This is a genomic window from Reticulibacter mediterranei, assembly GCF_016587455.1.
In genome coordinates this window covers 6785566-6805059 of record NZ_BNJK01000001.1, presented here as the reverse complement: position 1 = coordinate 6805059, position 19494 = coordinate 6785566, and the positions used below count along the sequence as shown (strand labels likewise).

The window sequence follows — 19494 nt, the reverse complement described above, 5'->3', positions numbered from 1 at the left end:
CTTTCACTCCTGCTCCACTTGCCAGCGGGGAGGTAGTGCATGGGAGACAGGTGCAGTAGTGCTCAAATGGGGGAGCGGGCGAGCGTGAAGAACAGGCTTCGCTCCCATCTCCATGTGCGTCTTCCAAGTGTGCTCATTCTAGCAGAACCGTACCAACCTGTGCGAGCGCATCGTGTTCATTTTAGAAGGCGATAGCACGATCAAGCCAACACAAGAACACTGACGAGTGCAGGGCGAATTGCTGGCCTTACATTCAAGCAGTATACTACAACAGAAATCTTTCGGTTCTCGTGGGAAGCTGGGAACACATGAAACTCCCCTGCTTTTTTCATGCCTTGATTATGTTCTGAAGTATAAGCTCATTGCTTCCACTGGTGGAAGATGAGGCGTCCTGGATGACGAGCGAGAAGAGCATATTTTTAAGAGCACAATCGGGCACGTCTGGGAGACGAGGATAGGAGTACTTCACTCACTCTTTCCCTGCTTGCAGTTCGACGAGCGCATGTTCCAGGCGGCCCCGGGCTTCTCTAGCAAGTTCCTGCATCGCGGAATTCTGGGTCACACCGAGCATGGCTACTGGGTCTGCAATGTCTACTTGGGTCCATGTCGCCCCTCGTGGGCCGTGGGCTTCATGGACGACCACATTGCAGGGCAGGAGTGCCCCGACAGTATGATCGAGTTCCAATGCCTGATGCGCAAGCTGGGGGTTGCAGGTTCCCAGGATCATATAGCGCTCGAAGTCCTGATTGAGCTTCGCTTTCATGGTAGCCTTCACATCAATGGTGCTCAACACACCGAAACCCTCTTGCTTGAGAGCTTCAGTGATGCGCCTCACAGCCTCATCAAAGGGAGCCTCAATTGTGGTTCCAAAGGTATAGGATGATGTTTTGGTCGTCATAGATGGGTTCCTTTTCGCGAGAGCGCATCTAGCTGGATCGAGGGAACCTCTCCTCAGAGGCCATCAGACGCTCACGCATGCGCTCAAAGGTGGCCTCATTGATCTCCCCACGTGCATACCGTTCCTGGAGAGTGTCCAGCGCAGAGCGAGGCGTCGAGCCGAGATCATGACCCGCCCAGCGGAACATGTGCCCGCCCAACCAGCGAATAATTCCCCAGATGAGTACCCCTAAAAGCACCAGCCAGAGAAGGTTCCAGAACACCATCCAGAGCATCGACCAGCCGTAGCCGTATCCCCACATCATCATGGTCTTCTCCTCACTTTCTTCACCTTATTCATTCCTATCCTTAACAGAGAGGACACGAAATAGTGGTCTTCAATGTTTCATAGAATGAGTATCACTGGTGGGGGTCACAGGCTTATTACAACAGCGATATATCTCCTCTCGGTCTCCTCACAAATTCCCTGTGTGTTCTGGAAGACTATTCTCTTTTTCCATCAGCACATGGGCCACGTTTTATCGCAATGGATACTTTCACTATGCGCGACTCATCATGGCACTCTCGATCAATTGATGTGTATGAGTTGCGCACTTCGGCTGGGAGGGTGAGATGAGGGAGCATGAGAAAGGCACCTGTCAGATAGTGAGCGACCACTTCTACCGGAAGCTCTGGAGACCATTTGCCTGTATATTCAGCAGTCAGCATATGCTCAATGGACGTACTCAAGAGCGCGTGTGCTTCTTCCCACAACTGTTCTTCTCTCTGGCTGCGTGCCAGCGCCTCAAAGATCTGCTGGCGTTCCTGAACATGCAGAAAGAACGCCAGGCTTGAAAGAGAGGTTGGTTTTCCATGCCGTGGGAAAAGAGAGGTGACCGCCGCCTCAAGATTCAAAAGGTCCAATATCAATCCCTTTTCCTTGTGGCCGTGGCCTGCCATCAAAATCGGTTGAGAGAATACTGATAGCGATGCCTGCATCAATTGCTGGGCTGTTTGATTGCAAACGATAATTGCCACTCCCATCGGCCTGGAACTGCACAAACTGGACATTTTGCATGATTATTCCCTGATCTGTGCTTTCAGCCGCCGAGGGCCACTCATAGTCCTCCTCGCCAAAGACTGCTTTCCCATTGCCATACACGATGTTGTTCACAAACTGATTATTTGGCCCGACGCCTTCTCGTTCTCGAATGCCTAAGAGGGCATTATTAATGCTAATATTATTGGCGACGATAAAATTATCTCCAAGTCCCCCATCGGTATTATCAATCTCGGTCCCAATACTCATCCCATGCGTTTTATTTCCAAAGGAAAGGTTGTTAGCAACCACCGTCACATCGAGGAGCGATTGGGAAGCCGTTGCCAGCATTGATGGCAAGATGAGGTAGAAGAAGATGTTATGGTTTATGAAATAAGAAAAGTATAATTCGCGCGTAGCGATAAATTGAGATAAAAATCTTCAAAAATATTACAATTGTTAGAATAAAAGCCAGAAGTATCAATGGTATAAAAACAGGGTGTACATATATATTGTGACATATATAAATAGTACCGGCATGAACTGAGAGAGGGAGTTTTCTATCATGCGGGAGAAGGATAAAATCAATGATCTTATCAATGAAAAGTATTCCTATGATCATAAAAATTGTCATGCAAATCTGATGAAAAATAATGTGCCACCGTTTTTTGCTGCTTTTTCCGCGCAGTAATAGACTGAGTTCATAAATAAGCATAATAGGAACGCAAAGCAGATAAAAAAATCCGCCTAGACCGACTCCCGGAATGCCTGCCGTCATAAATTAATGCCCTTTCTCATAAACGTTCAGGGTTTCTCTCATGACTATTTCTGTCCAGAAGGCTTCTAAGATAAAGAACGCGCTGAAAATCCGCAGAAGAAAATATGTTGGAAAACTTAATAAAGCGTGTTTCAGTTCCTTTCTTAAAATACCAGCATATACGACAGGAACAAAAATAACGGGTGCATCAACAATGTATCCGAGCAGTAAATACACGTTATGTAAAATAAGGCTTAGCAGTGGGAGAACAAATAAAAAGACCAAAGAAGCGATAATTGCGTCCCATGTAGCGACTGCGATAATAAAATTTAGAAAGCTGATCTGCAAAATATTTTTCCAATGCAGTTTGAGATTTTGAACAAAACCATGAGACCAGCGTTTAAGCTGTTTGCTCATAAATGTATAGTTATGTGGGTCTATCGGATAACAAACAGCCGATGAGATGAATCTGACACGATACCCTTTCTCATAAAGACTCCAGGTGAGATCCATATCTTCAGCCAAGGTACGCACAGACCATCCTCCCATTTCTTTCAATATATGTGTATTATACATAGAAAAACAGCCTGATGAAATTAACGGTTTTGTAAAATAATCCTGAATTGGTTTATAAAAAGTAAAAGCAATCAAATATTCGATATAGCGGGCGCGTTCCCAAAGTGTCTTTTTATATCGGGGTACGACAAAACCGCATGCCGCTGCGACTTGAGAATCAGAAAACGCTGAAAAGAGGTTTTCAATACTGTCCAGAGCTAAGCAGGTATCGGCATCAATCGCCATAGTATACGTGGTTGAGCAATATGCCAGCGCGAAATTCTGGGCACCTGCTTTGGACCCTGTATTTTTCGGAGGACGAAGCACCTTGACGTTGTAAGAGCGGGCAACATCGCCAGTAGTATCCATTGAAGAGTCATCCACGACAACAATTTCCTTTGGTGCATAGGTCTGCTCTTGCAAGCTTTTAATTGTATCAGCAATGCTGCCGGCTTCATTATACGCCGGAATAATAACTGTTACATCAAGCATTTTCTCCACAGAATTCTCCTTAATACCAGATGAATTAATCAGGAGTAAAAATAGCGTTTGTCAGCGTTCTCAGCGAGAACGCATCAAAAAATACTGACACCGATCATTGTGTTAGCATCCGGTACGTATACATCACTTATTTATGCTGAAAGCAGTATCGGTTAGTATAAAAGAAACAATAAAAGTCAGATATCTATTGATGCATGTGAAAGCCAAGCCGAAAATCTGATAGCAACGACATCAAAAACAACCGTGCTAGCTATAATGAGCAGCCATGAAGTTGTATTCTGACCAAGAAAGGATAGGCGCTCTTCTGGCGTTCCAATGCTTCTTCAGATTTTTTGCAGAGAAATAATGGATGCTTGCTTTATGAGGATAGACTACCATTACTATAAATACTGTGCAAGCTCGACTTTAAATTCAGAATAGCTACTATAAATACTGTGCAAGCATGAGTCGAGACAGTAGATGGTCCATACTTCCGACGAGGCAGATGATGGCCCCAAGAATGCCAACTGCGAGCAGCACGCTTTCTGTCCCATTGAACAGCCCGCCAGATGCGCAACGAGATTTCATAGCTGAACAATAAAAGAGGACATGCTGTTCTGCTTTGTCACATAAAATTGCGTTCTTGTTCTCACACGCTTTCTCCAGTACATTCTCTGTATGAACCGAGCATTGTCAGCGAAGTTCAAATACGTCTTGAGGAGAAGACAGCATGACGTCATCAAATACGACCCGCTCAGTCAAATTCGATTCTATCATTTGAAGAGACAAAATAACTCACGAGCGGGCGAGTTCGTCCGGTGGACGAACTCGCCCGAAGAAGAAATAGATGAAGGCAGGCATTTTTATGCAGAAAACAAACACACAAGAGAGCAGCGGACTCTCTCCTGAACGTCTGTACCACTTGGACAAAGCCTTGCACGGATATATCGAACGCGGTGAGATCGCTGGGATCGTCGCTCTCATTCACCGATATGACAAAGAAGCTTACATTGCAACCATTGGCTGGCAGGATAAAGAGGCACAGCTTCCTATCAAACGAGATACGATCTTTCGTCTAGCCTCAATGACAAAACCTATTACCACGGTCGCGGCCCTGATGCTGGTGGAAGAAGGAAAGCTTCGTCTCTATGACTCGGTAGATGCCTGGCTCCCAGAGCTCGCGCATCGGATGGTCATGCGTGACGCCAATGGCTCACCCGACGACGTGTCCCCGGCTTCGCGCTCTATTACCCTGCACGACCTGCTGACATATCGTCTGGGTATAGGTTGGGGAAAATCCAGCTTGCATTCCCGCATCTCTGCCCTGATAACTGTACCATTAGCACCAGAGGCCGAACCCGTCGATCCTGACACCTGGATGGCCCGTCTCGGCGAACTTCCCTTGCTCTATGAGCCTGGAGCGCATTGGCTCTACCAGATAGCCTCTGATATTCTGGGGGTGCTGATTGCGCGGGTCGCAGACAAACCGCTGGAAATGTTTTTGCGCGAGCGCATCTTCGAGCCTCTGGGGATGGTTGATACGAGCTTCGCAGTGCCCCCAGAAAAACGCAGCAGGTTGGCAACGCTCTACACGCGAACGCCTGAAGGGGGACTTACTGTACATGACCATCCTCAGACCACGCTCTGGGCTGAGCCGCCGCTCTTCCCATCTGGGGGCGGTGGCCTACTTTCCACCGTTGACGATTACCAGCGGTTCGGACGTATGCTGTTGAACAAGGGGGAACTGCAAGGAGTTCGTCTCCTCTCACGCAAGGCAGTGGAGGCGATGACGACTGACTATCTCACTCCTGAGCAGCACACACACGCTGATTTTGATTTTGATCGATACGATATGGATCGATCAGCCGGAATGTGGGACAACCGGGGCTTTGGCTATGGGGTGGCGGTCAGGACCAGGCGTCTTGGACTCGGGCCTTCTGTTGGCTCCTTTTCCTGGCCGGGAGCATATGGAACAACTTGGGTGGCAGACCCACAGGAGGGCTTGATGGCAACATTGCTGTATCAGACTGTAAGCACAACACTCTACATGCCGGTTGAAGATGATTTCCTCTCACTGATCTATCAAGCGGTCTCTGATTGAAGAGTGCAGGACACCTGACCCGGCTAAACCTCATTGACAAGTGGCAGAATATTTTCGTCCATTGGGCATGGATTGTCACCCCAATGGACGAAAATATCCTGTTAGCACGTACTTTCGCCTCATCCACTACTGGCCAATCGTAGTCTAGATCAAGCTGCTCCCAGAGCCTCTTGCCTCAGGCATAGAGCTGGCGTAGGATCGGTTCTGAGTTCCGTCGGGCTAGTTGCTGATGAAGGAGAGGTAAGCCACTCGGAGCGAAACCAGATCCTCAAACGAGTCGGGAGGAATGCAGTAAATAAAGAAAAACAAGCAGCAGATGAGAGGAACCGCAGCGAAGCTGAAGCAAGAAGCCATAGGGTTCCGCTCGGAGAGACGAGCCTGTCCGAGGAGAGAACTCCCATCTGCAAAGCCTGTGGCCGGCTACGAGGCCCGCAGGCCAAGGCCTCTAGCGTGCGTTCCCCGCTGATAGCATAGCCGAAGAGCACTGCCACAAAGTCGATAACCTCATAGTGTCCGAAACACCGCCGGGCAAAGCGCACTTGTTGGCTAAGAGCTGAGAGCACTCCTTGCTGGCGAAGATGCTGGACCAAGAGTACAACTTCACCCAACCAGCAGGGCGTCGAGGGCTGGGACTGGGAAGAGGTCTGGATAGTTATTGTGGAAGCGGTGATACTGTTCATATCTGTCTCCTTTTGGGAACAATTTTCTTCTTCCTCATTAAGGAGACACATTCTTCCGCTTACTTGCTACTGGCTAAATCTCGTTGCGCAATTCGTGGGAACAGAGGCGTGACCGCGTATAATCCGATCTGGCCCCAATCCAGGCGATCCAAGATGGTTTCGATCACGTAGCAGAGGACAATCACTCCAACCAACGCCGCAATGACGGCCTCTAACGGGCGGAAGCCATAGCGTTGCAACGCCAGGATCGCAAACGTCGTCATTCCCGTCAGGATGCCAGCCAGCAACAACGGGATATGAAAGAGCAGATTGAAGCCAAAGGCCGCTCCCAGGAATTCAGCCAGGTCGGTCGCCATCGCCACAATTTCTATTCTTCGTTGGAGTGGTGTTCTGGGCATTGGAGGAGGAGTGCTATTCCCCTTTGCTTTGTTGGAGCATCCATTCCATGCGATCGAACCAGCCTCTACCGGAGTGCATATTCTCCTGAATATTGTCGTTGGGCTTCTTCTGCTCATAGTGGCAGACGTGTCTCTCGAACATAAGTCACAAATCGGAGATGCCGGGTTCCTCTGCCTCGCTCTTGCTGGGATAGCTCACTCTTTGAAGGTATCTATCTCCTTTGACTTCCCAAGCGTTCTCACTCTTACATCAGAGGAGAATGCCTGAGTGTGGAGGATAGAAGACAACGATAAATGGTCACGCGCATAATTACTAGGTCGTTGTCTTCTCTGCACATCCGGCATGGGTTCGCATCATTTATATGCTCGCATCCTTCTGGCTTGTTGTACCTCTCTGGTTATAGCATCAGCAAAGCGTTCTGCTGCTGAGGGCATCCACGCCAACCACAATCCTGGTTCTACCAATTCTACCTCCATGACACGCAATTGCTCATCTTCATCAGGGACAAGATCAACGCGTCCGTAGAGGACAGGGGAAGGGATCGCATCAATGATTTTATGGACCAATTGCAACTCCTCTTTCTGGGGAACGATAAGCCTTTCCTCTGGCAGATCAGGCTGTGTCTGCACATTGGAATCATGGTCAGACGCAAGCGAACGCGACACCGCACGTATGGGAGGGCGTACGACTGCATGTGTGACCTCGCCATCAATAAATATGAATGAACTCTCTCCGTCGCTGACGACAGTGGATAAAAATGGCTGGACGATCATATCGTGCAGAGATACCATATGATCGAGGTATAACTGACCTTCCTCGGCAGCCATTTCCTCTGTTACCACAACAGTACCATAGGCCTCGGCTGAAACCATTGGTTTAATCACCACCCGCGACCAACCATGCTCCTGCATGTGCTGCGCAAGATTGACCGAAGAGCCTTGCATGAGCCAGAGCGAGGGAATGATGGGTATCACTTGTCCTTCTAAATCACGCAAATAACTTTTATGCGTGTTCCAGCGCAATACTGAAAGAGGATTCCAGAGGATATGCAACTGCGAAACATCCGGAAAAATCTCTAATTTGCGCATGATTTTGTCCTTGCCAAGCATGAGACAGACCTGTTACATCGGTCGTATAGGAAACGTGCCAACTATGGCAAAAACTTGGCTGCCGCCGTCTTCTACGGAGACAGCCCCACTACGAACCATGGAAAGGAGGTGAAATGGTCCGCACTTGATCACTGTTTTGTTAAGCATCAAAAGATATTCTAGCAGAGGAGGTTCTTCATGAAGCGGTTGCATCTTGCTGTCCTGGCCCTTATGACGCTGGCTGTTCTCGTCGGCTTCAACCTGCTGCTCACTGCACGCCCAGCATTAGCCTGGACGCATGAAGCATCTCTGCAAAAGGCCGATGATTGTGCACATGCGCCAACTATTGAGTCGCTGGAAGCTTGCGTTACGCATGCTACAATGCAGAGATTTATCAACAACCAGAAAGTGGCGCATAGCCTGCTCGCCAAACTCGATGCGGCCAAGGATGCGGTTGAAGACTGTCGGAATGGCTCAGCAATCCATCTCCTAGACACCTTTATCCATGAGGTGCAGGCTCAGAAAGGAATGCATATCGAGCGGATGCATGCACAGCACATGATGATGCATGCGCAACAAGTGATCCAGGCGTTGAAAAGCTGATAACTGATAGACAATTCTTCGTGCTCTTCAGGGACACTCTGCCACCAGCAAGTGTGTCCTCACATGCTTGCACCCAGTAGGGTATCAACAAATTGCCAACAGATCGTAGTTCACATGCAAGCGATGACGCTCTGCGTGGCGCTTTCGAGGGCATAGATGAGACCTCCACGAGGTGAATGCGCCCTCGAAAGTCTTCTAACAGTCTCAGAACATCCTTTGCGCCTGCTGCGCGTCTTCTCATACATATTTCTGAAGCTTGCTTGAGAGAATCGAAGCTACGCTGAGGATATGAAGAGCGCTGAGTTAAGCAGATTGCTTTTGCAATCATCCTTTTTATCTCTCCTCAGCAATCCTTCTTTCATCATCGGTCTGGCAATGTTGATGGCGAGTTACCATCAGGCAGGATGGAACCGGTGGATCTTCTTTCTGATCGGCTTCGTGGTGGCTGGTTTCCTGATTTTGCTCCTTTTCTTCTCTCACTCTCCATCATAAATTTCACGTTCTACTATGAGCGATGAGATGTATTGAGCACCCGATCAAGAGAGGCTAGGCGATAATCAGTGACAGGTGGATCAACGCTTGAGGAAATTTGCCCAATGCCTCACCAGTCGAGCTAATTTCCTCAGCATACAATCCCACATGGTTCGCATAGGTGAACATCTTCTCCAACAGCAAACGTGCCTCGTCCACCCGGCCCGCACGCGCTAAAGGCCCCCTCGGAACTGCCGATCCCATCTGGTAGCTCGTGCGGTGACGCTGGCAGTGAGTTCATCCCAAAATCGATCAGTTTGAGACTGCCTATTGGACTATCGAGGGTGGTATATCCCTCCAGCAGGATAGTAGAAGGGTTGATAGCTCCATGAATAGTGCCTTCTGGTGCATATAATCAATGGCGGAGGCAAGAGGTGCAAGGAGGCGAACCATCTCAACAGGCTGGAGAAATACCCCTTGACGAGCAGTGGCCTGGAGGTATTCAGCGAGAGACTGATCTTCCACGTATTCTGTGACGAGTGCCACTGCATAGACTGGTGATTCTGGCTGTGTCCGTAACGTAATCACATCAAACACAGATGCAATGTGGGGGTGAGTGAGCGATTTTACATGCTGTGCTTCATGCAAAAAATCTGGAAGAAAATGGGGCGCGCGTTGGACATCAAAGCGAAGCAATTTGAGCATCACAAAACGGTGGTGTTCTCGATCAAATGCTTTCCACATATCACTGGCAGGATCACTCGCCAGATGGTGCTGCAATTCATACGCTCCAAGGTGGCTCGTACTCATAACAGGTTCCTATCTCCTGAAAGAAGAAGCGATACGAGGCTTCTGGACGCTCATCAAGAATATATCATCATACAAGATGCTACCTGCTACTGTCTTGCTTGACAGAAGACCTGAAATAGTCAGCGGCCCGCTCAACTAGAACGATGGCAAGGTTCTTTTTTTGGCATCCATCTTGCGCACTGCTTTACGAGATCCCTCTTTGGGAGGGAAGTTCTGCTTCCCTCTCTCCTTCATCATACGTGTTGTGAATGCCATGAGGCGAAATCTTGATACAAGCTAATAGTAGCGAAGAGTATGGCAACAATCACCAATGAGCCTCACTGTTCTGATTGGCAAATGTTGCCAGAGAGGAGTCACCCAGTGACGGACCCTGCTTCCTCTTGACTGGTTGGGGCTGCTTGCCGGATTGAAGCTATTTCCTGTTGCAGGAGAGACGCCCGGAACGCTCGGATAACTGTAGCGATAAATGCTGGCAGTTTCTGCTCCCCACTTCCGTTTAAATTGGATTAACCCCTGGTTTCCCACGCGTACATTGCCAAAGTCGTACCAACGCCCGCCCTCTTCACAAGCGCTCTGAATTGCATGCCAGTGCAACAAATCATTTGGCCGCAAATTCTGGTCTTCCCGTCGCCATCCAGCGAAGCTGTAGGAAACGGTTTGTCCCCATTGAAGCAGGAGGATACCAGCGATCAGCCTACTCTGCCCAGCCTGGACCTGCTCAGCGAGCAGCAAGCGCAGGACGCCTTCTGGATGCAGTCGTCGCCAGGCTTGTTCAAAGAAGCGGTACGGTTTGGGGAGAGCGACCAGCCGGCGCATGGTTTGCAGATACAAGTCATACCATGCTTTGAGTTCACCGATGGTCTCTGCATCTCGAACCCGCATACCTGATCTTGACGCTTTCTTGACCGCTCGTCTAATCTTTGAGTCTAGCCGGAGCAAATCAGGATGCTCGGGTAGCGCCAACTGGTATGTCTCGAAGAGAGGAACGCCTATGACACCGTCTACAAGTCCATCGAAATCAGTAGACATGGCCTTAAACTGGAACCCTGTAGCATCCTTCGCACGCGTCTGCTCAATGGCCGCTGAAATCAGCATGGCTCTGATCTGACATCTTCGGTCAGCGGACCAGCAACAGGGGAGTCAAAGAGTGAGGCTGTGAGCCGTCCCGTTCGTAATCCTTTTCGGTAGAGAAGCGGGAGGATACCACGTAACGCGCCCGTGCTGTCTTCACAGGCGAGATGCAAACGAACAGAGATGGTTCAGCTTGGACACACTATTATCCAGACCCAATCAGCAGAGATCAAAGAAATGCAAGGGTGGCAAGAAGCTTGGTTCAAGTCGTGATCCATTCTCCCGTTCTTAGCTAACGCCTACAAGCGCAGGAGAGGTTCCGAACGTATGTGAACAGCATTGGCCATCTCTCCTGCACCTGTATTCTGGGTTCACATCGTGAGAAGACCATCTCTCTTTCTCTCTTCCTGTCACGTATTGTTTGCCACCGCTCAATCTGAAGCAGTCAATATCGTGATTTGAGGTACTATTGTAAATAGTACCTACCGTTATAATACTATGGAGAAGGGGAGGCAGTGTTTCATTCCGACGTTACTGGTATCACTATGTATCACCATATATTGAATAGACACATCTAAAAGAAAGGTGTTACCCCATCAAGAGCAGGATGGAGGTGAGACACCAATAGACACATTTGCATCAGGAACACAACGATGGGCATGAAGTGGCATGCCCATCGTTGTGTTCCTGATGCGCTCTACAAGTTTTTTGCAAAGGGAAGTGCGGACGGTCTTCATTGGTTGAAGTAGCAGTAATAGCGAAACGATCGCAGGCCGTTGAGGGTATCCGTCTATGCAGGCAGCAGGCGGTCAAGAGGTTGCAGTCTGAAAGGTGGAAGGGTGTGTATTTCCCCAACGACGAGAAAAAGGAGAAGTATTCTCATGAAAACGGAGTCATTACCTACGACAAATGATGAAACATCATCTTTGCGCATTATACAACTGAACCCGCGAACCGATCCCCGCTGGGAAGCCTTTCTGAGCCGTTTTTCCACCAGTGTCATTTATCAGCATCCTGCCTGGCTTGCAGTGATGGAGGAAGCCTATGGCTATACTCCGATGCATCTCGCCTGTGAAGATAGTGCTGGAAACCTACGCGGAATTTTGCCACTCTTTTCCCGTCACGGATTGCGGTCAGGCAAACAGTGCATTTCCCCGCCTCTGGTTGCAGGTCCGCTCTCTGATGACAGGCGTGTCGATACCATATTGATCCAGGACGCGATTGAACGCAGCCGGGAGATCCATGCCACGAGGTTCCAGTTTACGAACAGATCTACCCACTTCAATTATCTGGTAAACGATGTGGTAGGAGTACCTCAACATGAAACATATGAATTAGCGTTGCCTGAGCAACCTGATCTCTCGCAGATGGATGCCAGGGTCAGGCGAGCGGTCAAGAAGGCGGCCAAGTCAGGCCTACAGGTTCGACCAGCAGAAACGATGCGCGAATTGCGGGTCTGGTATCTCCTCTACCTAGAGACCATGCGTCGACTCGTCGTCATGCCGCAACCCTACAAAGTGTTTGAACAAGCCTGGCAGCGATTACATGCACGGGGTTTGCTCCGTCTCATGCTCGCTGAACATATCGAGGCAGGGCAGCGAAGGCTGGTAGCAGGCTTCCTCTATTTCCAGTGGGGGACACCATCTCCCATATGTATACAGGATGGCGGCGCGAGGATCAGGATCTGAGACCAAACGAATTGCTGCACTGGCAAGCCATTATCGATGCTTGTGCTGATGGGTTACGTCGGTATGACTTCGGCCACGCTCCTGTTAGCAATCAAGGGATTGCTCAGTTCAAAGTGAAGTGGGTCGCACAAACCAAAACGATCTATCGCTACTCCTACCCAACTGTGGCTCATCAGACAAGTAGTGAAACGACGCGTGACTCTGCTCAAAGCACCCAACCAACCAGCATTCGAGGTCAAACAGGGCAGCCCTCTGAAACAAAAGGGATCAAAGAGCGAATCGTTACTCCTCTCTGGCAGCATCTCCCACTCAAAGCGACCGAGTTGATCGCTCAGTGGAGCCGGACGCTGCACTATTACTAGGCAAAGGAGAGGCAAAATGAAGTAGATGGTGTGTGACTCCACAGATTACCGTCTGCTTCATTTTGTTTCCTACTACTGTAAAACGCAAAGTATGTCGGTACTCCACTACTACTAACCTCCGAAAGATAAGATCCTCATAAACTGCTTCATCATCCAACGAAAACTGCCTGTCTCTGAGGGGAGGAGACAAAGCAAGCCACAAACAACAGCTTTTGGTGAACGTCTCCTGTTGCACGAGAAAAGAGGAGGGGAGGTTCTCACACGATCACAACAATGTACTCAGAAGAACAAGCGGATTACAATGCAGAAGCGAGAAAATGATGAGGAGATTGATTCCTTGAATGACGCATAATATAAGGAAGGTAAGGGCGCTCACGCTCAGGATAACGATGCGCACGTAATGGACGTGAGAGGCGGCTCGTTTTGCCAGCAGTCGGTCGATACGCGTACTGAGTGCCTGCTCCTTTTCAGTAAGAGGTTGCGCTGCACCAAACCTGGCCGCAGGTGGTGTTTCTGCCGTATGCACCCAGACTTTTGCCAGAACACTTGCTAGGGCAAGAGGCTGCTATGTGACTCCAACGGTCAGGTCATCACAGACAAGTTCCTTCTCGCGCTGAAGTTGCCGATAGGCGATCCAACTGGTCGGCATATAAAAGAAGGCATCGCGCAAGACCGTTGCCAGAAACATGATCAAATAGTCGCGCCGGGCGACATGCTCTAACTCATGCATCAAGACAGCCTCTAATTCTTGTTAATCGAGGTTCGAGAGCATCCAGGTGGACAGGAGGATAGTGGGGTGGAGCATAACCACAGGTCAGAGCTAAAGGTCGGTGATAGTCGCAGATCTGAACGCGCGTTGAGGCAATGCCCAGGCGTTCCACAAGTGTGTTCGTCCACTCCTGAAGAGAAACAGGGGCAGGTGTGCGACAGCGCCAGACAACGCGTGCCATCAGGATGAGCCGAAGCCCTCCCAGTCCTAACGCTCCCAGGGCGATGACTACCATCCCAAGCGGCACGACAACTCCAAGCAACAAGTCCCAGAAAGGAAGAGTGGTGAAACAGGCATGCCCGATAAAATGATGTAGCCCACTGATACCAATGCCAAGCGTGACCAGGGGCATTGTCAGCACAAAGATCTGGACCAAACGGCGCTTCGATCAATCAGAAAGGAAGTGTAGCATCCCAAGCAGCAAGAGACTGCCAATGACCACCAGCAAGATACTTGAGAAGCCGAGAACCGGATGCACTACTGCTCCTCCTTGTGACGCTGGCGGGTAATTTCGTCAAGTTTGTGGCGTGCCTGCTCAACAGAGCCGATTTGCTCTTGTTTCCCAAAAGCGCTGAGCGTTTCCCCTGTAAAATTGATCAATAAATCTTCGACGATGCGACCAACAAACAGCGAAACAAATTCCTGCTGCGTCATATTGGGATAATAGACATAGGTGTGATCCTGTTTCTCGACCCGCAATAACTGCTTTTTCGCCAGACGAGACATGGTACTCATCACGGTCGTATAGGCAAGACGGCGGCGATCGTAGAGCACCTCAAAAATATCGCGGACCGTTGTGCCTTGCTCACCTGGGTGTGTCCAGATCTCTTCCATAATCTCGGCTTCCAGATCCCCCAGAACCTTGCGGATACCCGGACGATCTGGACGGAAGACGCTGATGTCCAACTGAAACGTCATGCAGCCTTCTCCTTTCCCTATTTGCTCTACGTTATATCACAAAACCTTTCCTAAGAAACAGATGAAATCGTCATTCTGCCCTTGACCACCACCAGTACCTTTAATTGCTGTTTCAGTGACACATAGAACCTCTTCTTGGAGCGTTGCTCGGCGCTCAATGACTGATGCATCTGTGCAACAAGCAGGTGTGTCTGATAGTGATACCAATCACTGTGCTTGCAGGCTTTGATCTTACAAGGGTGAGGGATGAGCCTGTTGAAGCAAAGAGAACCGCACCTTTTCCTGCTTGACAATCAGTGCCTTCCGTCCTAGCAGTGGACGCAGATGTGGAAGGGGCTTCTGAACAAAGGGACGATGTACACACCAGGAAACTCTTGCATCTTAGGAGGATATTCTCTCCTTAATTGTGAATACACATCTTAGAAGAGGTGCCAGATCCAACTATGAGGCCAAAATCTGATTTCAATGCCTGTCAAAATCAGGCCCAGGATAACTACGGTGAGTGTGGTCCAAAGCGCCAATCGTCTGCCAGAGAAATCGCGGAGTGCTGCCTCCCGGTTCACGGACGAGGAGGAAAGTAAACGATCTACCCGACTCTTGATGGGTTTCTCCCTCTCCACCAGGGTTTGCACGAGCGATGAGTCAGGTTGTTCGACCTCATGCAGCCACACTTTCGTCAGAGCACTCGCAAGTGCCAGTGGACGATGAGAAGCCGCCACCACAAGATCGTCACACGCTATTTCCTTTTCAATACGGAGATGCTGATAGGCCTTCCGACTAGCTGGAAGGTAGAAGAAGGCGTCACGTAAGATAGTGGCGATCCAGTTCACCAGATAATCATAACGCCAGATATGCATCAGTTCGTGCAAGATGACCGCTTCAAGCTCGTGTGTATCGAACTGCTCGACCATCCAGGTAGAAAGGATAATGGTGGGGTGGTGTATCCCATAGACCAGCGCAAGAGGACGATTGTGCCGAGAAAGCCGCACGTTTAAAGGGGGCAAGCCTTGCCGTTTCGCAAGTGCGTTCACCTGTGCTTGCAGATGTGGGGCGGGTATATTTATGTATCTCCTCATCAGCCAACCCATGAGCAACAATCGTACTCCTCCATAGCTCACGGCTCCCAGGATCGAGACGCTCAGAAAGGACAGCAACATGATTTCTACCCAATGGTTCCCAGAGGCAATCATCGGGGGACAGCAACTCCTGAGCACATGCACATGGACCCATCCTCCAATAATGAGCAATGAGATCACAAAAGGGAAAGTGAGAGCCATGAGGTAGAGCGTACGCCGACTCTCCCACGCGAGAGGAGACGATGACAGATAAAGGATGAACAAACCACCAAACAGGACAATCAGCGGCAAACCGACAGCGTTCAATACGGTGTGCATTTATTCAGCTTCCTCCTGGTCGCATTGATGGATGATCTCTTTCATCTCGGCTTCTCAATTGCTAAGCATAGTACGAATACCCGGACAATCTGGATGAAACACGATAAATTCCGACTCTCGACATCCACTCTCTCCTCTTTTGAGCTTCATCTTCTCATTATAGAAAAAGTTGCTTATCTCTGTCAAAGATACCTCACACAGAGGTACTAGCATGGATAGTATTATCATAGCCAGAAAATGAACGAAAAATATATTGCTTGCTGCCAACTTCTTCGTCAAGATGGAAGGGTCGAGTCCTGTTCCTGACAGGCTATTCAGCTACCACGCAGCCGATGAGCGATGCTCAAGCCTTCGCGCTCGAGCGGCCCGGTACATCTCGACCGCCGTTTTTGTGAACTGCTCTGCGATTGGAATTGCCCTCTATTGTCCGGTCGTTGCGCTATCCAAATCATGACTTGGCGTACTATGTACAGATAGGCTTCAATGGTTCCTTCAGCTTTCTTCACCAGGAAAAACACATACTCACACAAAAGCTGCTTGTTGATTTTCCGGTTTAAGTCTCTGCTAGAAAATGGAAGCATGGACATTTCGCTTCAAACTATTTTGCCCCGAGTTTTAGCGGCTCATTTTTTTGCCATCCTGTCATGTCGGGAAGGATTGTTCGCAGGAATCCTCTCTTTTTGTTGGACGCGTTGAAGCATAACTCGTTATAACATGTTCGTTCTGTTCCCAATCGTTCGTTTCGAGTGAAGCGCAGGGAAAGCGCATCGAGAGAAACCGCATCAAGAGCACGTTGACCCGCTATTCGGGTGCGGCATCTGGTATTACCAGGTGCTTGCTTCCTTGAAGAGCACAGAGGCAAGCAGGGAGCTACGCGTGGCAATCTCTCTGGGGGTGTAAGATCTTCCCTGTTCAAGCCACCAGATGATCAACTCAACAAACATCGCGGATACAAGGTCTGGTACAAACTCATCTGAGAGAGATCACCAACAACGGCATGGGAGATATGCACATGGCAATCCCCGGACACCTGTTGACTATTGCAGATGGAGGACAAGTGCGATGGGTACTGTCAACTTGTAGAGATATAGAAATCAGTGGCATACTGATTGTGACCGATTATGATGCCCAACCGTATTGGGCACACCGCAAACGCGATGTCAACCGCCTGAGTCCTGCGGAAGTACTTGGTGAGGCGTGAGGACAAGCCATCGCCCCTGCCATACACGGAGCGCTTCTGAAGAACTTCACACACACATCAATAATTAAATCATCCAGCAACGCAGCAGTTCGCCCACGCTCCATGCTTGCGCGAAACACCCGGCTGGTGTGTAAGGTGCCTCTGGTTCAGCAACTTCGCTGATACTGCCAATACAACTATTCCAAAGTTGCTGAACAATTGGCTGCAAGAGCGGCAAAAGTGCATCGCGATTATGGTAGACGCGCCAATGCACATCAATATATGGACCTATCAACCATTGCCAGACTGTTCCCTGGTGATAGGCGCTGTCGCGCTGCAAACGATCACCATTGAAATGCTTGTGATACGCCGAATCTGTCGGGCTAAGAGAACGCAAGCCAGACGGGGTGAGCAGATGCTCCGTTACCATATGTAGCATACTGGCCGCCTGCTGATCGGTGAGCAGATCGGGAGCTAGAGAAGCTGCAAACAACTGATTGGGGCGGAGGGAAGCATCATTTTGTCCTGCGACGCCATTAACATCTATAACATCATAGAGATAGCTTCCCTCGTCATACCAGAAACGGGCGGCAAAATGTTGCCTGATGCGAGTGCGTAGCTCGCTATACGGCGTGGCATCGATGGAAAGACGCACTGCCCACGCCTCCATCGCCGTTAAAGCTGCATACCAGAGCGCGTTGACCTCAACAGGTTTGCCACGACGCGGCGTTACCACCCAATCATCAACTTTCGCATCCATCCACGTTAATTGCACACCAGGAGCGCCCGCATGCAATAAGCCATCAACCGGATCAACACCGATGTTGTACAGAGTGCCGCGCACATGCCATTGAATACTATCCACTAGGGTGGGAAAGAGTTCTTTTAGTAGCGACCAGTCGCCCGTTGTCTTGAGATAAAGATCAATGGCGCGAAACATCCAGAGCGTGGCATCGGCGGTATTATATTCTGGCATGTCCCCCTGATCAGGAAAATGGTTGGGGATCAGACCGTTCTGCATAAAAGATGTAAAAGCTTTGAGCAGGCCGCGCGCTTCGCTGTAGCGGCCGGTAGAGAGCAACAGACCGGGCAGCGAGATCATCGTATCGCGTCCCCAATCGGTGAACCAGGGATAGCCAGCAATAATCGTCTTGCGATCAGGTGAGAGGCGCGGCGCAAGGCGTAGCGCACGCTGCTGGCTATAATCAGGTCGCGCCACGATAAACTGATCCGCCGCTAACACGAGACGAGCAAGAACAGGATCGCGCCCTGGCAACGTGTCGGCGGAATGATCTGCCACCGTCAACAGTTGTTTTGTGCGTCGTTGACGCCGCATTAGAGCCAGCGTCACCGCATCCTCATGATGCGCCCCTCCCAGATCAGCTAATAATGTCTGTTCCGAACTCAGCACAAGCGTCATATGCATCCCGGGAGTGATGACTACCCGAAACATGCCCGGCTGATAAACGTCTTCCTGATCGTTCAGTCCTCGCTCGCTTTCGCGCCGATGCAAGACATGCCAGTACCAGAAACCGGTCGGGGAGAATGAAGCAGAGGGATGTGCAATCAATGAGTAGACGGGAGCGCCATCATACGCCTGCACCCGGCAGCGATTCCCCTGAGCATTTACGCGAAAATGCCAATCATTTGATCCCTGCGTTACGCTATGATAATCACGGGAGAGACAAAACGGCAACAATGTTAACAGCACCCCCTGCCCATCTTCAGACGTGAGCGTGCCACGCAGAACATACTGCACAAAGGTTGTATTTTGCCCGTACTCCATCCAGATGCGTTTTTCCAGCGTGAGGTTATCATCCAGACGGTAGCGGAAATAGGGGATATCGCCCTCCAACCAGACCTGCTCAAGAAAGTTGTTACCCTGTGGATCGATCACGCCGCCATGATATTCATTGACTCCCAGTTTTAAGATACGTCCACCAGGCATCGTCACTTCTTCATCGATCTTTGTCACCAGCACTGTACGCTCGACGGGAGGACGTAGCGCAGCCACCAACAGCCCATGATAACTGCGCGTCGTTGCTCCAACGACTGACCCGGAAGCATACCCTCCAATGCCGTTTGTCACCAACCATTCATAATTCAAAGCCGTCTGGACATCGGCACAAACCTCCCAACCCACCTGAAGGTTCCAGGCGTTAGAAAGCGCCTGCCGCACTGTATCAGCATCTTGCTCCAGGACCATAAGAAACGCTCCTTCTTCCTCATTGTTTCATTGCTCATCAGAAATTG

23 protein-coding genes are annotated in these 19494 nt (G+C 49.8%); 6 read left to right on the top strand and 17 right to left on the bottom strand.

Annotated elements, in window-relative coordinates:
* Positions 1 to 469: 469 nt before the first annotated feature.
* The 5 genes from K3T83_RS29425 to K3T83_RS29405 form a co-directional block, all read right to left on the bottom strand.
* Positions 470 to 898: a DUF302 domain-containing protein gene (locus K3T83_RS29425; RefSeq protein WP_220206487.1), complete on the bottom strand. Its 429-nt coding sequence runs from the start codon at positions 896 to 898 to the stop codon at positions 470 to 472.
* A gap of 28 nt (positions 899 to 926) precedes the next feature.
* Positions 927 to 1205: an SHOCT domain-containing protein gene (locus K3T83_RS29420; protein ID WP_220206486.1), complete on the bottom strand. Its 279-nt coding sequence runs from the start codon at positions 1203 to 1205 to the stop codon at positions 927 to 929.
* Positions 1206 to 1380: 175 nt separating this feature from the next.
* The gene (locus K3T83_RS29415) at positions 1381 to 1800 is read right to left on the bottom strand and encodes a hypothetical protein (RefSeq protein WP_220206485.1); all 420 of its coding nucleotides are present in this window, start codon (positions 1798 to 1800) and stop codon (positions 1381 to 1383) included.
* The gene (locus K3T83_RS29410; RefSeq protein ID WP_220206484.1) at positions 1781 to 2185 is read right to left on the bottom strand and encodes a choice-of-anchor Q domain-containing protein; all 405 of its coding nucleotides are present in this window, start codon (positions 2183 to 2185) and stop codon (positions 1781 to 1783) included. The genes K3T83_RS29415 and K3T83_RS29410 overlap by 20 nt, the downstream gene beginning before the upstream one ends.
* Positions 2186 to 2696: 511 nt before the next feature.
* Positions 2697 to 3719 (bottom strand): glycosyltransferase family 2 protein, encoded by a 1023-nt coding sequence (locus K3T83_RS29405; protein ID WP_236065140.1) that lies wholly within the window; start codon positions 3717 to 3719, stop codon positions 2697 to 2699.
* An 835-nt stretch (positions 3720 to 4554) separates the two neighbouring features.
* Here K3T83_RS29405 and K3T83_RS29400 point away from each other — a divergent pair.
* Positions 4555 to 5808: a serine hydrolase domain-containing protein gene (locus K3T83_RS29400; RefSeq protein WP_220206482.1), complete on the top strand. Its 1254-nt coding sequence runs from the start codon at positions 4555 to 4557 to the stop codon at positions 5806 to 5808.
* 149 nt (positions 5809 to 5957) lie between these two features.
* Here K3T83_RS29400 and K3T83_RS29395 read toward each other — a convergent pair whose 3' ends face one another.
* The 3 genes from K3T83_RS29395 to K3T83_RS29385 all read right to left on the bottom strand — a co-directional run bounded on the left by K3T83_RS29395 (position 5958) and on the right by K3T83_RS29385 (position 7975).
* Positions 5958 to 6488 (bottom strand): hypothetical protein, encoded by a 531-nt coding sequence (locus tag K3T83_RS29395; RefSeq protein ID WP_220206481.1) that lies wholly within the window; start codon positions 6486 to 6488, stop codon positions 5958 to 5960.
* 59 nt (positions 6489 to 6547) lie between these two features.
* The gene (locus K3T83_RS29390) at positions 6548 to 6886 is read right to left on the bottom strand and encodes an Nramp family divalent metal transporter (RefSeq protein WP_236065017.1); all 339 of its coding nucleotides are present in this window, start codon (positions 6884 to 6886) and stop codon (positions 6548 to 6550) included.
* 354 nt (positions 6887 to 7240) lie between these two features.
* A complete protein-coding gene (locus K3T83_RS29385; protein WP_220206479.1) occupies positions 7241 to 7975 on the bottom strand; it encodes an ATP-grasp domain-containing protein in 735 nt (244 codons plus the stop codon).
* 198 nt (positions 7976 to 8173) lie between these two features.
* On the opposite strand from K3T83_RS29385, the gene K3T83_RS29380 reads away from it, so the two are divergent.
* Together K3T83_RS29380 and K3T83_RS29375 are read left to right on the top strand one after the other, a co-directional pair.
* Entirely contained in the window at positions 8174 to 8578 is a 405-nt protein-coding gene (locus tag K3T83_RS29380) for a hypothetical protein (protein ID WP_220206478.1), read from the top strand.
* 318 nt (positions 8579 to 8896) lie between these two features.
* On the top strand, positions 8897 to 9070 hold the full coding sequence (locus tag K3T83_RS29375) for a hypothetical protein (RefSeq protein WP_220206477.1): 174 nt from the start codon (positions 8897 to 8899) through the stop codon (positions 9068 to 9070).
* A 54-nt stretch (positions 9071 to 9124) separates the two neighbouring features.
* Here K3T83_RS29375 and K3T83_RS29370 read toward each other — a convergent pair whose 3' ends face one another.
* From K3T83_RS29370 to K3T83_RS29360, 3 genes are all read right to left on the bottom strand, one after another.
* Complete coding sequence (locus tag K3T83_RS29370) at positions 9125 to 9313, bottom strand: hypothetical protein (RefSeq protein WP_220206476.1); 189 nt, start codon at positions 9311 to 9313, stop codon at positions 9125 to 9127.
* 63 nt (positions 9314 to 9376) lie between these two features.
* Entirely contained in the window at positions 9377 to 9859 is a 483-nt protein-coding gene (locus K3T83_RS29365) for a protein kinase (protein WP_220206475.1), read from the bottom strand.
* Between the two features lie 276 nt (positions 9860 to 10135).
* Positions 10136 to 10954, bottom strand: coding sequence for a lipid II:glycine glycyltransferase FemX (locus K3T83_RS29360; protein WP_220206474.1), 819 nt, complete (start codon positions 10952 to 10954; stop codon positions 10136 to 10138).
* Between the two features lie 857 nt (positions 10955 to 11811).
* Between K3T83_RS29360 and K3T83_RS29350 the strand changes: the two genes are divergently transcribed.
* Complete coding sequence (locus tag K3T83_RS29350; RefSeq protein ID WP_220206472.1) at positions 11812 to 12618, top strand: GNAT family N-acetyltransferase; 807 nt, start codon at positions 11812 to 11814, stop codon at positions 12616 to 12618.
* Entirely contained in the window at positions 12582 to 12980 is a 399-nt protein-coding gene (locus K3T83_RS29345; protein WP_220206471.1) for a GNAT family N-acetyltransferase, read from the top strand. The genes K3T83_RS29350 and K3T83_RS29345 overlap by 37 nt, the downstream gene beginning before the upstream one ends.
* 265 nt (positions 12981 to 13245) lie before the next feature.
* On the opposite strand, the gene K3T83_RS29340 is transcribed toward K3T83_RS29345, so the two are convergent.
* From K3T83_RS29340 to K3T83_RS29320, 5 genes are all read right to left on the bottom strand, one after another.
* Positions 13246 to 13506, bottom strand: coding sequence for a hypothetical protein (locus tag K3T83_RS29340; protein ID WP_220206470.1), 261 nt, complete (start codon positions 13504 to 13506; stop codon positions 13246 to 13248).
* A 39-nt stretch (positions 13507 to 13545) separates the two neighbouring features.
* Complete coding sequence (locus K3T83_RS29335; protein ID WP_220206469.1) at positions 13546 to 13710, bottom strand: M56 family metallopeptidase; 165 nt, start codon at positions 13708 to 13710, stop codon at positions 13546 to 13548.
* Positions 13703 to 14125 (bottom strand): hypothetical protein, encoded by a 423-nt coding sequence (locus K3T83_RS29330; protein WP_220206468.1) that lies wholly within the window; start codon positions 14123 to 14125, stop codon positions 13703 to 13705. The genes K3T83_RS29335 and K3T83_RS29330 overlap by 8 nt, the downstream gene beginning before the upstream one ends.
* Before the next feature lie 101 nt (positions 14126 to 14226).
* On the bottom strand, positions 14227 to 14667 hold the full coding sequence (locus K3T83_RS29325) for a BlaI/MecI/CopY family transcriptional regulator (protein ID WP_220206467.1): 441 nt from the start codon (positions 14665 to 14667) through the stop codon (positions 14227 to 14229).
* 419 nt (positions 14668 to 15086) lie between these two features.
* Complete coding sequence (locus K3T83_RS29320; RefSeq protein ID WP_220206466.1) at positions 15087 to 16061, bottom strand: M56 family metallopeptidase; 975 nt, start codon at positions 16059 to 16061, stop codon at positions 15087 to 15089.
* A 1012-nt stretch (positions 16062 to 17073) separates the two neighbouring features.
* Between K3T83_RS29320 and K3T83_RS29315 the strand changes: the two genes are divergently transcribed.
* Positions 17074 to 17262, top strand: a complete 189-nt coding sequence (locus K3T83_RS29315; protein WP_220206465.1) for a hypothetical protein — start codon at positions 17074 to 17076, stop codon at positions 17260 to 17262.
* A gap of 64 nt (positions 17263 to 17326) precedes the next feature.
* Here K3T83_RS29315 and K3T83_RS29310 read toward each other — a convergent pair whose 3' ends face one another.
* The gene (locus tag K3T83_RS29310; RefSeq protein WP_220206464.1) at positions 17327 to 19447 is read right to left on the bottom strand and encodes an amylo-alpha-1,6-glucosidase; all 2121 of its coding nucleotides are present in this window, start codon (positions 19445 to 19447) and stop codon (positions 17327 to 17329) included.
* Positions 19448 to 19494: the final 47 nt, after the last annotated feature.

Excerpts from the sequence above, each read along its gene's own strand:
- K3T83_RS29365 (WP_220206475.1), bottom strand. The coding sequence starts at position 9,859 with ATGAGTACGAGCCACCTTGGAGCGTATGAATTGCAGCACCATCTGGCG.
- K3T83_RS29360 (WP_220206474.1), bottom strand. The coding sequence starts at position 10,954 with ATGCTGATTTCAGCGGCCATTGAGCAGACGCGTGCGAAGGATGCTACA.
- K3T83_RS29310 (WP_220206464.1), bottom strand. The coding sequence starts at position 19,447 with ATGGTCCTGGAGCAAGATGCTGATACAGTGCGGCAGGCGCTTTCTAAC.
- K3T83_RS29320 (WP_220206466.1), bottom strand. The coding sequence starts at position 16,061 with ATGCACACCGTATTGAACGCTGTCGGTTTGCCGCTGATTGTCCTGTTT.
- K3T83_RS29390 (WP_236065017.1), bottom strand. The coding sequence starts at position 6,886 with ATGCCCAGAACACCACTCCAACGAAGAATAGAAATTGTGGCGATGGCG.
- K3T83_RS29425 (WP_220206487.1), bottom strand. The coding sequence starts at position 898 with ATGACGACCAAAACATCATCCTATACCTTTGGAACCACAATTGAGGCT.
- K3T83_RS29385 (WP_220206479.1), bottom strand. The coding sequence starts at position 7,975 with ATGCGCAAATTAGAGATTTTTCCGGATGTTTCGCAGTTGCATATCCTC.
- K3T83_RS29400 (WP_220206482.1), top strand. The coding sequence starts at position 4,555 with ATGAAGGCAGGCATTTTTATGCAGAAAACAAACACACAAGAGAGCAGC.
- K3T83_RS29380 (WP_220206478.1), top strand. The coding sequence starts at position 8,174 with ATGAAGCGGTTGCATCTTGCTGTCCTGGCCCTTATGACGCTGGCTGTT.
- K3T83_RS29370 (WP_220206476.1), bottom strand. The coding sequence starts at position 9,313 with ATGGGATCGGCAGTTCCGAGGGGGCCTTTAGCGCGTGCGGGCCGGGTG.
- K3T83_RS29315 (WP_220206465.1), top strand. The coding sequence starts at position 17,074 with ATGGCAATCCCCGGACACCTGTTGACTATTGCAGATGGAGGACAAGTG.
- K3T83_RS29405 (WP_236065140.1), bottom strand. The coding sequence starts at position 3,719 with ATGCTTGATGTAACAGTTATTATTCCGGCGTATAATGAAGCCGGCAGC.
- K3T83_RS29345 (WP_220206471.1), top strand. The coding sequence starts at position 12,582 with ATGTATACAGGATGGCGGCGCGAGGATCAGGATCTGAGACCAAACGAA.
- K3T83_RS29395 (WP_220206481.1), bottom strand. The coding sequence starts at position 6,488 with ATGAACAGTATCACCGCTTCCACAATAACTATCCAGACCTCTTCCCAG.
- K3T83_RS29350 (WP_220206472.1), top strand. The coding sequence starts at position 11,812 with ATGAAAACGGAGTCATTACCTACGACAAATGATGAAACATCATCTTTG.
- K3T83_RS29410 (WP_220206484.1), bottom strand. The coding sequence starts at position 2,185 with ATGAGTATTGGGACCGAGATTGATAATACCGATGGGGGACTTGGAGAT.
- K3T83_RS29335 (WP_220206469.1), bottom strand. The coding sequence starts at position 13,710 with ATGCATGAGTTAGAGCATGTCGCCCGGCGCGACTATTTGATCATGTTT.
- K3T83_RS29325 (WP_220206467.1), bottom strand. The coding sequence starts at position 14,667 with ATGACGTTTCAGTTGGACATCAGCGTCTTCCGTCCAGATCGTCCGGGT.
- K3T83_RS29420 (WP_220206486.1), bottom strand. The coding sequence starts at position 1,205 with ATGATGATGTGGGGATACGGCTACGGCTGGTCGATGCTCTGGATGGTG.